12 protein-coding genes are annotated in these 13,787 nt (G+C 62.5%); 10 read left to right on the top strand and 2 right to left on the bottom strand.

The genetic code is table 11. The annotated features are described in order from the left end of the window. The first annotated feature begins 6 nt into the window (after positions 1–6). The 9 genes from eccCa to ACWF6P_RS14165 all read left to right on the top strand — a co-directional run bounded on the left by eccCa (position 7) and on the right by ACWF6P_RS14165 (position 10,712). On the top strand, positions 7–4,011 hold the full coding sequence (gene eccCa, locus ACWF6P_RS14205) for a type VII secretion protein EccCa (protein WP_452621413.1): 4,005 nt from the start codon (positions 7–9) through the stop codon (positions 4,009–4,011). Continuing rightward, entirely contained in the window at positions 4,008–5,510 is a 1,503-nt protein-coding gene (locus ACWF6P_RS14200; RefSeq protein WP_452621412.1) for a type VII secretion-associated protein, read from the top strand. Before eccCa ends, ACWF6P_RS14200 begins: the two co-directional genes overlap by 4 nt. A gap of 184 nt (positions 5,511–5,694) precedes the next feature. Continuing rightward, positions 5,695–6,000: a WXG100 family type VII secretion target gene (locus ACWF6P_RS14195; protein WP_003940986.1), complete on the top strand. Its 306-nt coding sequence runs from the start codon at positions 5,695–5,697 to the stop codon at positions 5,998–6,000. Between the two features lie 86 nt (positions 6,001–6,086). Further along, positions 6,087–6,380, top strand: coding sequence for a WXG100 family type VII secretion target (locus tag ACWF6P_RS14190; protein WP_003940975.1), 294 nt, complete (start codon positions 6,087–6,089; stop codon positions 6,378–6,380). A 296-nt stretch (positions 6,381–6,676) separates the two neighbouring features. Then, entirely contained in the window at positions 6,677–7,120 is a 444-nt protein-coding gene (rplM, locus tag ACWF6P_RS14185; protein WP_019747566.1) for a 50S ribosomal protein L13, read from the top strand. Continuing rightward, a complete protein-coding gene (rpsI, locus tag ACWF6P_RS14180; RefSeq protein WP_230812265.1) occupies positions 7,117–7,629 on the top strand; it encodes a 30S ribosomal protein S9 in 513 nt (170 codons plus the stop codon). Before rplM ends, rpsI begins: the two co-directional genes overlap by 4 nt. Positions 7,630–7,784: 155 nt before the next feature. After that, entirely contained in the window at positions 7,785–9,122 is a 1,338-nt protein-coding gene (gene glmM / locus ACWF6P_RS14175; RefSeq protein WP_378447808.1) for a phosphoglucosamine mutase, read from the top strand. A gap of 139 nt (positions 9,123–9,261) precedes the next feature. Continuing rightward, complete coding sequence (locus ACWF6P_RS14170) at positions 9,262–9,567, top strand: hypothetical protein (protein WP_378447807.1); 306 nt, start codon at positions 9,262–9,264, stop codon at positions 9,565–9,567. Between the two features lie 80 nt (positions 9,568–9,647). Then, on the top strand, positions 9,648–10,712 hold the full coding sequence (locus tag ACWF6P_RS14165; protein ID WP_452621411.1) for a hypothetical protein: 1,065 nt from the start codon (positions 9,648–9,650) through the stop codon (positions 10,710–10,712). A gap of 46 nt (positions 10,713–10,758) precedes the next feature. Here ACWF6P_RS14165 and ACWF6P_RS14160 read toward each other — a convergent pair whose 3' ends face one another. Then, a complete protein-coding gene (locus ACWF6P_RS14160; RefSeq protein ID WP_452621410.1) occupies positions 10,759–10,944 on the bottom strand; it encodes a hypothetical protein in 186 nt (61 codons plus the stop codon). 6 nt (positions 10,945–10,950) lie between these two features. Beyond that, positions 10,951–11,790 carry a poly(ethylene terephthalate) hydrolase family protein gene (locus ACWF6P_RS14155; RefSeq protein ID WP_283303192.1) on the bottom strand — a complete coding sequence of 280 codons (840 nt, stop codon included), beginning with the start codon at positions 11,788–11,790 and terminating at the stop codon, positions 10,951–10,953. Between the two features lie 122 nt (positions 11,791–11,912). On the opposite strand from ACWF6P_RS14155, the gene glmS reads away from it, so the two are divergent. After that, on the top strand, positions 11,913–13,775 hold the full coding sequence (gene glmS / locus ACWF6P_RS14150; protein ID WP_378447804.1) for a glutamine--fructose-6-phosphate transaminase (isomerizing): 1,863 nt from the start codon (positions 11,913–11,915) through the stop codon (positions 13,773–13,775). Positions 13,776–13,787: the final 12 nt, after the last annotated feature.

Raw genomic sequence — 13,787 nt, 5'->3', positions numbered from 1 at the left:
GGTGAATTGAGTACTGTCAGATTTGCGCGTCGAGCGCGCCGCGAATCGCCGCGCACACCGGGCGGCGAGGTGACGCTGCAGGCCCCACCGGAGATTCCTCGTGTCACGCCGGGAAACCTACTGACCAAACTGCTTCCGGTGATCATGGTGGTTGCGATGATCGGCATGGTGGCGCTGATGTTTTCTTCCGGCATGGCGCGCAATCCGATGTCCCTGCTGTTTCCGGTCATGATGATGGTGTCGATGCTCGGGATGCTTGCCGGGGGCGGTCGTAGCGGTGGAGCAAGAGCTTCCGAAGCGAACGAGGACCGCAAGGACTACCTGCGGTACCTGGATCAGATGCGCAGCGATGTCGCTGCGACGTCCGGTGCGCAGCGTGCTGCTCTTCAATGGAGCAATCCCGAGCCGTCGCTGCTCTGGACACTCGCCGGAACTGTGCGGATGTGGGAGCGTCAGATCACCGACTCGGACTACTGTCACGTTCGGGTCGGTCTGGGTACACAGCGATTGGCCACTAGACTCGTATCTCCGGAGACCGGTCCGGTCGAGGATCTCGAACCCGTCGCTGCTGTCTCCCTTCGGCGTTTCGTCCGTGCGCATTCGGTTGTACAGGACCTGCCGACCGCCGTCTCACTTCGCGGATTTGCTGCGATGTCCATCGAGGGGCAGCGAGATTCAGCTCGTGCGCTTGTCCGCTCGATGTTGATGCAGCTGTGCACTTTCCATGGTCCGGACACGGTCCAAGTTGCGGTGGTGTGCGGACCCGATACCGAATCCGAGTGGGAGTGGGTCAAGTGGCTCCCACACGTGCAACACCCGGAGTCTCAGGACGGCGCGGGCGCTTCACGCATGGTGTTCGGTTCGTATCTGGAGTTCGAAAGTTCCCTCGGGGAACCGCTTTCGATGCGGGCTCGATTCGCTCGCAACACTCCGGCGAGTGTGGGTGTTCCGCATCTCGTGTTGGTCGTCGACGGTGGGTTGCTCGAAGGTGACACCGGCCTGTTGTCCGAATCCGGGCTCGACTCGGTGACCGTCCTCGACCTGTGCGGGTTCTGCCCGCGACTGGCGGCGGCGCGCGGTTTGCGACTGGTCGTCGGTAGCGATCAGATCGGTGCGGTGAGCAGCGCAGGAGTCGAGAACTTTGCGACGCCCGACGCGGCGTCGACCAGCCTGGCGCAGTCGTTCGGACGTCGCATCGCACCGTTCCGTGCGGCATCACAGAACGCCGTCGACGCAGCTGACGACGACCGGTCTGTTCGGACCTGGAGTCAGATGTTGGGGATCGGAAACGTTGCGAGGTTCAATCCTGAGCATGGCTGGCTGCCACGTCAGGGACGCGATCGACTCCGCGTGCCGATCGGAGTCGGACAAGACGGAAACCCCGTCGAGCTGGATCTGAAGGAGTCGGCCGAGAACGGCATGGGCCCGCACGGGCTGTGTATCGGAGCCACCGGTTCCGGTAAGTCGGAGTTCCTGCGAACATTGGTGCTCGGCCTGATCGCGACGCACTCACCCAACGCACTGAACCTCGTCCTGATCGACTTCAAAGGTGGTGCAACCTTTCTCGGCCTCGAAGAGGCGCCGCACGTTGCTGCGATCATCACCAACCTCGCCGAGGAATTGGCGATGGTCGATCGTATGAAGGACGCCCTCGCCGGCGAAACGAACCGTCGACAAGAATTGCTGCGTGCGGCAGGAAACTTCGCAAACGTCTCCGACTACGAGAAGGCGAGGCTGGCGGGCGCTGCACTCGATCCGTTGCCTGCACTCTTCGTGGTTGTCGACGAGTTTTCCGAACTGCTCAGTCAACAGCCGGAATTTGCCGAATTGTTCGTGGCGATAGGGCGATTGGGTAGGTCACTTCACATTCACCTGCTGTTGGCCAGTCAGCGACTCGACGAAGGAAAGCTACGCGGCCTCGACAGCCATCTTTCGTATCGGATCGGTTTGAAAACGTTCTCGGCGAACGAGTCTCGTTCCGTCCTCGGCGTTCCCGATGCATATCACCTACCGGGCACACCCGGTGCGGGATACCTGAAGTCCGATGCGGCGGAGATCGTCCGCTTCCAAGGTGCCTACGTGTCAGGCCCGTACGAGGGCGAGCGGATAGTGCCCACTCGATTCTCGGTCGATTCTCCCGTCGAACTTGCGCCGCTGCCCTTTACAGCGACGCCGGTGGTCGGCCCGGAGGCTGTTGTCGTTCCCGTCGAGCCCGACGTCATCGACATGGGTGAAATCGGCGACGATGCACGTACTCTCATGGGAGTCCTCGTCGACCGCATGCGCGGTCACGGTCCACGTGCGCATGAGGTGTGGCTCCCACCGCTCGAGTCATCCCCGACGCTCGATCAGTTGTTGCCGCGGTGGGCGGCCGGTGATCAACCTCGCGGAAATCTGAGCGCACCCTTCGGCATAGTCGACAGGCCATTCGATCAGCGCCGCGATCTACTCGTCGCCGATCTCAACGGATCGACTGGCAACCTCGCGATCGTCGGTGGCCCACAGTCGGGAAAGTCGACGGCGTTGCGCACGTTGATCTTGTCGCTGAGCATGACGCACACGCCGGAACAGATTCAGTTCTACTGTCTCGACTTCGGTGGTGGAACGCTCCTCGGATTGAAAGATCTGCCGCACGTCGGATCGGTGGCAAACCGCTTGGATTCCGACCGCGTCCGGCGCACAGTTGCCGAGGTACTCGGTGTGGTCGCCAAACGCGAGCGACTGTTTCGTGACCTCGGCATCGAATCAATGGCCGATTTCCGTAGATTGCGAACAGCTGATCCCACCGGAGAGGGAGCGGCTGCGGGACTCCGAGAGGACCCGTACGGTGACGTCTTCCTCGTCGTCGACGGTTGGCCCAGCGTGCGTTCGGATTTCGAATCACTCGAGCCTCAGATAAACATGCTCGCCGGTCAAGGTTTGTCCTTCGGTGTGCACGTGATCGTCACGACGTCGAGGTGGGCCGAGATTCGGCCGGCTCTCAAGGACCAACTGGGTACGCGTATCGAACTTCGATTGGGTGATCCGGGCGATTCGGATGCGGGTCGCCAGAAAGCGAGCTTGGTGCCGGAACGTCGACCGGGTCGTGGCATCACTCGCGACGGACTTCACCTTCTCACCGGACTACCTCGAATCAACGGCACGCCAGGTAGTGAGAACTCTAGTGCGGCTGTGGCGGTGACCGTCGAACGTATTGCAGCCATGTCGAATTCGCGTCCGGCACCGACCGTGCGGATGCTTCCGGATTCGTACTCGCGGGCGGAACTTCTCGAAACTGTCGGGACTCGGTGGCCCTCACCGAGTGCGGCCGACGGTCGGTGCCTCACCGTACCGATCGGGCTCGGTGAGACCGACCTCGCCCCGGTGTACATGGACTTCCGGGAACACCCGCACTTCTTGATATTCGGCGACACCGCGTGTGGGAAGACATCTCTCTTGCGCGGAATAGCCGAAGGGATCATCGCGTCGAATACGCCGGCTCAGGCCAAGCTGATCATCGGTGACTATCGGCATTCCCTGCTGGGGGTGGTCGAAGGGAATCACCTCGGCGGGTACTCGGCGTCGTCGACGACATTCGGTGAGTTGATGGTCGACCTGGCTCGGATCGTGGCCGCCAGAATGCCGAATGCGGAGACGACACAGCAGCAATTACGGGAACGGTCGTGGTGGAGTGGGCCGGAGATTTACGTACTGATCGACGACTACGACCTTGTGGCCACATCGAGTGGTAACCCGGTGGCGCCGTTGCTCGAATACATCCCACATTCCAAGGACATCGGTTTGCATCTGGTGATCGCCCGCCGTTCCGGTGGCGCAGCCAGAGCTCTGTACGAACCGGTGATTGCGAGAATTCGCGACATGGCACCGGCAGGATTGATCATGAGCGGAAGTCGTGACGAGGGAAATCTCGTCGGCACTGTCCGCGCGTCGGCAATGCCGGAAGGTCGTGGGGTCTACGTTTCTCGCTCGCAAACCCAACTTGTCCAAGTTCCGTGGATGCCACCGCTGTGACCGTTCCGTCTGCGGTGTCGGTCTCGGTACATTGGGGTGCATCCAACATCTGGGTCGTATCGGGTCAACGCGAATTCTGTTGCAGTGCAGACCTCAGACGCGAACCGGCGTCGGGGCCTGGTACGACCGTTGTCAATGCAATCGATTTTGTCGACGACGATTATGTCGACGTGGACGGTCGGATTGTCCCGACCGTATTGGAGTTCGCCAGGCTGATCTCCAGCGCGATGGACGGGTGCGGAATCGTCGACGCAGACATTCTTTATCTCAGTCATCCCTCGGATTGGGGCGTCCCGCGCAGGCGCCGATTGCTGGATGCCGCACGGCGAGTGGCGCACGACGTCGTCCTCGTGCCGACCGCGATCGCGGCGGCGAGGTCGGCGCATACGGCCTGGCGATCGCGGTGTGTCGTCCTCGAACTGCGCGGCGGAATGGTGGTCGCTTCCGTAGTCGGTGAGGTTGACGGTGAACTACGAATCGACGGGGCACAAAGTTCGGAGATCGCAGACGTTGCGGGGTTGTTTTCCGCGATCGGGGACTTGTCGGTTCGGAACGCTGTGGTGTTGGTCGGGCCGCGCTCCCATGCGGTTGCGGCTTCGCTCGAACGTGGGTCGACGAATGTTCACGGGCACGCGAGCATTCGAATTCTGGACGAGAGCCGTGTGGCTTCGTCTCTGGTGGATCCTCGAGCACTCGTTCGCCAGACAATCGTGCGGGACAGTTCCGGCCGAATCGTCGACAATTCGGCTTTTGGTGCCGAGTGGGTAGGCGCTCCGGACATTGCGATGTCGGTTCCTCGCGCGGACTCGAATGCCCCTCTGCCGCGTCGTGTCGATGGGCACTTCGGAGGCCGTCGACGGTTCGCTGTGGCGCTTGTAGTGGGAGCCGTCGCCGCTGCGGCCGCGGCAACGATCGTGGTGTCCACTCGCGATCGAGGCGATTCTCCGTCGGCGGAGTCGGTCGCAGCTACGGCGGAAGACAATGTCGAGAACGTACAAGCGTCGAAAGAGCAGGGAAAGCCTGTCCCGAAGAATTCGCTGCCGTCGATCGAAGCCGGTGCCACGCCGGAACTAGTGCGTGTGGACCTGGGAAGCGTTGCAGCAGAACTGCCTTCCGATTGGAAACTTATGCCGCGAGGGGCCTCGAGCGGGCGTACCGATTTATTACCCAGCTCCGGCGCGGATCGCAAGATCGTGGTCGTCGAGAAACGCCTGACCGAAGGTGCGGGATTCGATTCCGTCGAAGATGCTTTGCGTCAGCAGTTTTCGACGTTCGAAGACCCTTTGCGGTTCGGGGAGTTTTCCGTGCTCGACGATGGTGCAGGAAAACAGGCAGTGGTGTATCTCGAGTTTCCGGACGATTTCTCCGAGGTGCGTTGGCACGTGTACGTCGACAACGGATGGCAAGTGAGTATCGGCTGCCAGTATCTTCGCGGCGAGTGGGACAGTCTCGAAGCGGACTGCCTGCGGACGTGGCAGTCACTCGAATTCACGCCGTGACCTCGGATCGGTTGGTTCTGAAAATATTCTTCGGTCGGGCCGGAACCGTTGGCACTGAGGTCGCGTCAAAGTATGTGTAGCGCACATCAGGGAGTGCCGCTCGACCCCGGTGCACGTCCGACGGACAAGCCGTCGTGTGTGATCGCCGATACCGAACGGTACTCACCGAATCCAGGGGGACGACATGGGCTTTACCGCAACTACCGCTGAATTGATCGATTCGGCGGGGACCATCGACGGACATCTCGGTGACATCAGAGGACTGGTCAACGCTGTTCGGTCGGAGGCCGACGCTTCGCACAATTCGTGGAACGGCGCGGCGCAGGTCGAATACGCAGGGATCATGGAGCGATACAACAGCGCGGCCCTGAAGTTGGACACTGCTCTGACCGACATCTGCGAGCAGATCAAGCAGGCTGCGGGAACTTTCGACTCGACCGAAGACGACAACGTCAGCTCGCTTCGCGGCGCGACGGTGAACATGTCCTGACCGTCAGCTCTTCACCGTGCGATCAAGCAGTTCTCAGCCAGTAGTTCTCACAAGATCTCTTCAGTCACACCGAACCGGGAGCAGTTATGTCCGACAGGATCAAGTACGACTTCGGCGGCCTCGCAATGCTGTCCGATCAGATGAAACAGCAGGCCAAAGCGATCAACGACAAGCAGGGCGACATCAAAGTTGTCGTGGACAAGCTGCAAGCAGGCTGGGAAGGCGCAGGTTCCGAAGCGTGGAACGACGCACAGCGCCGCTGGGCCCAGGCCTCCGAAGAACTGAACATGGTTCTCGCGCAGATCGCCGGAGCGACGGCAAGCGGCTCGGAGAAGATGCAGGAAGCTGATCGGATCGCCGCAAACGGGTTCGGTCGCTGACAGCAATCATGTTGCGATGACACCCGACTGCCCCGGTACCGACAGGTGCCGGGGCAGTCGTGCTGGGCGAAGATGCTGTTGACAGGGATGGCCGCGCTTTGACCTGGCCGCGCTTTGACCTGGCCGCGCTTTGACCTGGCGGTGGGTAGACCGGTATCGTCTATCGGTGGCGTGCCGTAGGGCTCCGGCAGAAATGCGTGGAGACCGGCGGTTCTCGGGTCTCAACTGGCCGCCGAGGTTCGTTTACGCGATACGCACATGGTCAGCAGTGGAATGAATTAAGACGAGGAAGATCTGTGTCTACGTACACCCCGAAGGCCGGAGATGTGACCCACTCGTGGCACGTCATCGACGCCACTGACGTGGTGCTCGGCCGTCTTGCCGTTCAGGCAGCGAACTTGCTGCGTGGCAAGCACAAGCCCACCTACGCGCCGCACATCGACGGTGGTGACTTCGTTGTCATCATCAACGCTGAGAAGGTTGCCATCAGCGGCAACAAGCTCCAGGGCAAGAACGTTTACCACCACTCCGGATTCCCGGGTGGCCTGAAGTCCCGCACTGTCGGTGAGGTCCTCGACAGGACTCCCGATCGTCTCGTCGAGAAGGCCATTGTCGGCATGCTCCCCAAGACGAAGCTCGGCCGCGCAATGAGCAGCAAGCTCAAGGTCTACGCGGGCCCGAATCACCCCCACACCGCGCAGCAGCCGGTGCCGTTCGAGATCAAGCAGGTCGCACAGTGACATCGCCGGAAGAGCAGAACGTGTCCGAAGAGAACATCGAAGCAGTGGAAGAGCTTGTTTCCGCTGACGCAGTCGAGGTCGTCGAAGAGGTTGCTGCAGCTACGCTCGCACCGATCGTCCTCGATCGCCCGGTCCAGACCGTCGGTCGCCGCAAGGAGGCTGTCGTTCGCGTCCGGATGGCTCCCGGCACCGGTCAGTTCAAGCTCAACGGCCGTACGTTGGAGGATTACTTCCCCAACAAGGTTCACCAGCAGCTGATCAAGGCTCCGCTGGTGCTCGTCGAGCGTCCCGAGTCTTTCGACATCATTGCACTGCTGCACGGTGGCGGCCCGTCCGGTCAGGCAGGCGCTCTGCGTCTGGCTATCGCGCGCGCACTCATCGAGGTAACCCCTGATGATCGTCCGGCCCTCAAGCGTGCAGGCTTCCTGACGCGTGACGCCCGCGCTGTCGAGCGTAAGAAGTACGGCCTGAAGAAGGCCCGTAAGGCATCGCAGTACTCCAAGCGCTGATGCTTTGCCGAGGTTGACCCAACGGGTCTGCTTCGGCACCTGTTCACCACAAGAGCGGGCGTCCATCGTTACCGGACGCCCGCTCTTGTGTTTCTCGAAGAAATTCCATGCTCGAAGTTCCACTTTCGAGGTTCTCAGGATTCAGGAGTCGTTCTATGGGTCGGTTGTTCGGTACTGATGGTGTTCGTGGACTTGCCAATTCGGATCTGACTGCAGATCTTGCATTGAGATTGGCAGTTGCCGCAGCGAGCGTACTGACAGCCGACACCTCGGATGCACGTCCGACCGCCGTGGTCGGTCGCGACCCCCGCGCCAGCGGTGAGATGCTTCAAGCCGCGGTGACGGCCGGGCTGAGTTCGGCCGGCGTCGACGTGCTCGACGTGGGTATTCTTCCCACTCCCGCAGTTGCATACTTGACGGCAAAGCTCGACGCCAGTCTCGGTGTCATGATTTCGGCATCGCATAATCCCATGCCGGACAACGGAATCAAGATCTTTGCAGCCGGTGGACACAAGCTGGACGACTCGGTCGAGGTAGCGATCGAGGACGCGCTCGACGGCACCGCGCCACCCGTCCTTCCGACAGGTGCCGGAATCGGCCGAGTCCGTACGGTCGACGACGCAGCTCAGTTGTACCTGGCGCATCTGGCGAGCGCGGCGAGCGAGCCACTCGCCGGACTAACCGTTGTCGTCGACTGCGCCAACGGCGCTGCTTCCGCGCTCGCACCGGTTGCCTACGCCGCAGCGGGTGCTCGCGTCATCGCGATCAGCGCCGATCCCGACGGCCTCAACATCAACGACGGTTGCGGATCGACACACCTGGAGAATCTTCAGAAAGCCGTGGTCGATCACGGGGCTGACTTAGGGCTCGCGCACGACGGCGATGCCGACCGCTGCCTGGCCGTCGACGAGACCGGCGCGGTGGTCGACGGTGACGCGATCATGGCAGTTCTGGCGATCGCGATGAACGAGGCCGGAGAGTTGGTCGAGAACACTCTCGTCGCGACCGTCATGAGCAATCTCGGTTTGCACATTGCGATGCGCGAGGCCGGTATCAACATCGTGACGGCTGCCGTAGGTGACCGCTACGTCTTGGAAGAGCTGCGCGCGGGTGGCTACAGCCTCGGCGGCGAACAGTCAGGCCATGTTGTGTTGCCGGCGTTCGGCACCACGGGCGATGGGATTCTCACCGGTCTCCGGCTGCTCGGACGCATGGCTCGTACGCGTAAGTCGGCATCCGCACTGGCCGCAACGATGACCACCCTCCCGCAGGTACTGATCAACGTAAAGGTCGGGGACAAGGCGACGGTGGCAGCATCGCCGTCGGTACTCGCAGCTGTCGCGGACGCCGAGCGCGTTCTCGGTGACGGTGGTCGAGTGCTCCTGCGCCCGTCCGGGACAGAGCAACTGGTCCGCGTCATGGTCGAGGCCACCGAACTTCCGCTCGCGCAGAAGTTGGCCGACGAGTTGGCTGAGATCGTCGGTTCGGTGTAGTTCTTCGTGACGCGTTCGCTTTTCTGAGAAAGTCTCTACACGTTCGCGTATTTGAGGGAACGCAATCGCGCCCGGCTGCGTCCAAGGAGTCAAAGGCCCCTCGACGTGCGAGTGGTTCCGGTGAAACTTGGGGGCGCTCGTGGACGTCGACCGTGCTGGAACAGACGAATTGGCACGCCACGCGGTGTCTGTGGCTCAGGGTCTGCGCGATTCTGCGGAACCGCTTCGGCGTTTGCGATGGGGCGGTGCCGTTTCGGGTCGTGACTACGTCGAGCACGGAGCCGCTTTGGCGTCGGCATTGGCGGTCCTGAATTCTCGTCTGACTGGGCGTGCCGATCTTCTCGATACGCTGGGGCGCCGGCTTTCCTCCTCGGCTCAGGTGATCGCTGAGGTGGACCGTGAGGGTGCGCAGCGGTTGCGGGATTCCGGCGGGTCGGCCTCGTGATATCGAACAGCCATACAGCCCAGGCAGTACCGAACGGCTACTACTCTTTCGAAGATATTCTTGGACTGCGTGATTCACTCGTGCGTCCCGACGAAATTCTGGACGCCGGCGCTCGAGGGCTGCAGTTTTTCGACCGATTTCACGACCTGGCCACTCGGTTGGGGTTCGAAGAACGAGTTCTCACGTCTTACGAGGATTCGTATCGCGCAGAGGCCGGCATCGATTTCGAGCCCCTGGCGCGAGACGTGTCGGACATGGCTGGGGCGGTGGATGGTTCGGTCACGGAGATCGCGATGCTGACGGTCCTGGCGGAGAATCTTCCTGCGGTGTGGAATGTTTCCGACGTCGACGCGGTCGTAGATCAGGCCTTCGCGGCGCGGCAAGAAGCTCGGTCCGATGCGGATTCGGCGCCATTGTTGATCGTGCTGGCCGATGAACTCGCACAGACTGTTCGAAGGGCTCTGGCAGACAAGGCTTTCAAGGTGGCCAGTCTGGACCGGGCGACCATCGGCGGTCTGGGTGTGGGGGAGATCGATCAGCTGGCCCGCATCGCTTCCGGCGGTCGAGGCTCGGCGCCCTGGCTGGACACAGTTTTTCGTTCGGCGTATCTGGAGGCTCGCGACGAATTCGACAGGGCGTGTGCGCAGTGCGCGAGCGCGGTAGGCGATGCTTTTGATGCCGCGACTGCGTGGGTGACAGACGCGTTCCCGTCGACCTTGCCGGTCGCCGAGACGGACGAATCCGGTACCGCGGCTGCGCCGATCTCTTTCTCGATCAGCGGCAACACGTGGGGCTTCTCGATTGCGCCCGACGGTCGTGGGGTGAGTCTCGATGTCGCCGGCGCCGACGGGAACTCTGTGTCGGTCACCGTGGAGTTGGACGAAAATGGTTGGCCGAGAATAGTTGTTGATGCCGGTCAGGAGTCGGCCATGCAGGAGACACACCCGCAAGAAGCGTCCCAGCCCGCGACACTCCAGCTCGATATTCCCCAGCCTGATATTCCCCAGCCCGAGGTGCCGGTTGAAACCACCGCCGAAGTCTCACCAGCGCCGGACCTGGAGCCGCCTGTCACAGTCCCTGATGAGTCGGTCGCGGTCCCCGACGGAGAGACGGGTGCGGAGCTGGCCGGAGCTGGTCCGCTGTGAGGTCCGTGCACGCGCCGTTCGAAGCGATCCGTCGAACCCTCGACTCTCAACTCGACGACTTCCGTGAGCGCAGAGCAGCCGCGGCGAGCGAGGAATCGCGCCAGGAGTCGCCGTCGCCGCGGTATGAAACGACATCTGCCGAGAACGGCACGGATGGGACCGCCAGAGCCGGCCCGTATCTGCGATCCGCCTCCGAGCCGACGAAGCCGAGCCCGCCGACGAAGCCGAGCACGGACCCCTACTTACGCAACAGTTGGCTGGCCCGCGCGTCGGAGTGAGGGTCGACCGGGAGCAACGGCGCCGTATGCGGAATCTCGACGTCGGGATCAGCGAAGTCCTTGTACTTCTTGTCGCCGGTCAGATGGAACAACAGGAAGCCCGTGAGCAGGCACCGTGTGGCGGACTGTGTCTTACGCTCGGATCCACCGAGTCCCAGGGCACCGAGGAGTCGTCGGCCTTCGATCAGTCCGGCGTCTTGGCCGTCGTTCACGGTGCGTGCGACGACGGGACCGCCCCACTCCACGCTCAGAGGGCGGGCATTGCTGGTCAAGGAATCGACGTCGTCTTCGCCGGCGAGGATCAATCCGGGCGCTGTGATCTTCGACGCGTAGTTCTCTGCCTTGGGTGCTGTCGGGGCCGGGAACAGTGCGGCTACCGCACCGACATCCCCGCGCTGCGCTGCGGCCAGTACCGCCGCGCCCGCGCCCATGCCGTGACCGGCAAAGGCGACCCGATCGGGTTGGACGCTGATCTGGCCGGGGCCGAGTCGGACGCCGACGCAGATGTCGAGCGTCGCCCGAAGATCTGCAGCCAATCCGAGATGTGACGGGACCGGACCGCGTTCGCTGTCGGGCGCCGCTGCGACAATTCCCCAGGAAGCGAGGTGCTGGAGTGTTTGCTCGTACTTGTGTGACCCGACCATCCACCCGTGCGCGAAGGCAACGGCGGGGAGATTGAAACCGGTTTCGGGCGTGTACACGACGCCCGGCTGTCCGGCCAGGGCGAGGTTGCCGCGGAGAACTCGGTGCGGGCCGCGCTTGGACAGCTCACGTGTCAGTGTCTTCAGTTTCGGTGCCACGGGTGAAGACGTTATCCGATGAGCCGCCTCGTGTATGCGGAGCGGACACCGCAACCAGGTGGGGGATGTCTTCGGAACCGCAAAATGCGCCCACCACTGATGTCCAAGTACCCTGAGTCACCATGTGCGGAATCGTGGGATACGTCGGCCACCGCCCAGCTCTGGGCGTTGTGGTGGAGGCTTTGCGACGAATGGAGTATCGCGGGTACGACTCGTCGGGAATCGCGATTCTCGACGGAACCGGTGGGGTCGAGATCGAGCGTAAGGCCGGCAAGTTGGCCAACCTCGAGGCGGAGCTCGGCGAGTACGGTGCGGATCACTTTGTCGGTACGTCCGGTATGGGCCATACCCGTTGGGCGACGCATGGGCGTCCGACGGACCGCAATGCGCATCCGCATCGTGATGCCTCGGGCAAGCTGGCTGTCGTTCACAACGGAATCATCGAGAATTTCGCCCCGCTGCGTGCGGAGCTCGAGGCTGCAGGCGTCGAATTGCAGAGCGACACGGATTCCGAGGTCGCAGTCCACCTCGTAGCCCGGGCGTACGCGCAGGGGCAGACGGCAGGCGATTTCATCGAGAGTGCGCTGTCGGTGGTTCGTCGGTTGGAAGGTGCGTTCACACTCGTCTTCACGCACGCCGATCATGCAGACACGATCGTTGCCGCACGCCGCTCCACGCCGCTCGTCGTCGGTGTCGGTGAGGGCGAGATGTTCCTCGGCTCCGACGTCGCTGCATTCATCGAGCACACACGCGATGCGGTTGAACTCGGACAGGATCAGGCAGTGGTGATCACTGCCGACAGCTACCGGATCTCCGACTTCGCGGGTAACGAGGCAGAGGGACGCCCGTTCCGCATCGACTGGGATCTCGCGGCCGCCGAAAAGGGTGGTCACGATTACTTCATGCTCAAGGAGATCGAAGAGCAGCCGACCGCTGTCGCAGACACGCTCCTCGGCCACTTCGAAAACGGGAAGATCGTTCTCGACGAGCAGCGGTTGTCGGACCAGGAACTGCGCGACGTCGACAAGGTGTTTGTCGTCGCCTGTGGTAGTGCCTACCACTCCGGTCTGTTGGCGAAGTACGCGATCGAGCATTGGACGCGTCTACCTGTCGAGGTCGAACTCGCCAGCGAATTCCGTTACCGCGACCCGGTTCTCGATCGTTCGACGCTTGTTGTCGCGATCTCGCAGTCGGGAGAGACGGCGGACACGCTCGAAGCTGTCAAGCATGCCAAGGATCAGAAGGCGCGGGTTCTCGCGATCTGCAACACCAACGGTGCGCAGATCCCGCGTGAGGCCGACGCCGTCCTCTACACCCGGGCAGGACCGGAAATCGCGGTCGCGTCCACCAAGGCGTTCCTTGCGCAGGTGACCGCGAATTACCTCGTCGGATTGGCATTGGCGCAGGCGCGCGGCACCAAGTACCCGGACGAGGTCGCCCGCGAGTACGCCGACCTCGAAGCGATGCCCGCATTGGTCAGCAAGGTACTCGAGACGGCAGAACCGGTGCGCGCGTTGGCGCGCCAGTTCGCGCACGCGTCGACCGTGCTGTTCCTCGGTCGCCACGTCGGCTACCCGGTGGCGCTCGAGGGTGCACTCAAGCTCAAAGAGCTTGCCTACATGCACGCCGAGGGCTTTGCCGCCGGTGAGCTCAAGCACGGCCCGATCGCGCTGATCGAGGAGGGCCTGCCGGTCATCATCGTCATGCCGTCGCCGCAGGGTCGCGCTGTGCTTCACTCGAAGTTGGTGTCGAACATCCAGGAGATCAAGGCACGCGGTGCGACGACGATCGTCATCGCGGAGGAAGGCGACACCGTCGCTGCGGCGCATGCGGATCACCTGATCGAGATTCCGGCGTCACCGACTCTGCTGCAGCCGTTGCTGTCCACGGTTCCGTTGCAGATCTTTGCGGCCGAGGTTGCCGCGGCGCGCGGATACGACGTCGACAAGCCGCGTAACCTGGCGAAATCGGTTACGGTCGAATAGCTTTCGCCAAAA

It is taken from the genome of Rhodococcus sp. NPDC055024, from assembly GCF_053608585.1.
This window is presented reverse-complemented; position numbering and strand designations above follow the sequence as displayed.

Coding starts and splice junctions, on each gene's coding strand:
- ACWF6P_RS14195 (WP_003940986.1), top strand. CDS start 5,695: ATGGGCTTTACCGCAACTACCGCTGAATTGATCGATTCGGCGGGGACC.
- ACWF6P_RS14190 (WP_003940975.1), top strand. CDS start 6,087: ATGTCCGACAGGATCAAGTACGACTTCGGCGGCCTCGCAATGCTGTCC.
- glmM (WP_378447808.1), top strand. CDS start 7,785: ATGGGTCGGTTGTTCGGTACTGATGGTGTTCGTGGACTTGCCAATTCG.
- glmS (WP_378447804.1), top strand. CDS start 11,913: ATGTGCGGAATCGTGGGATACGTCGGCCACCGCCCAGCTCTGGGCGTT.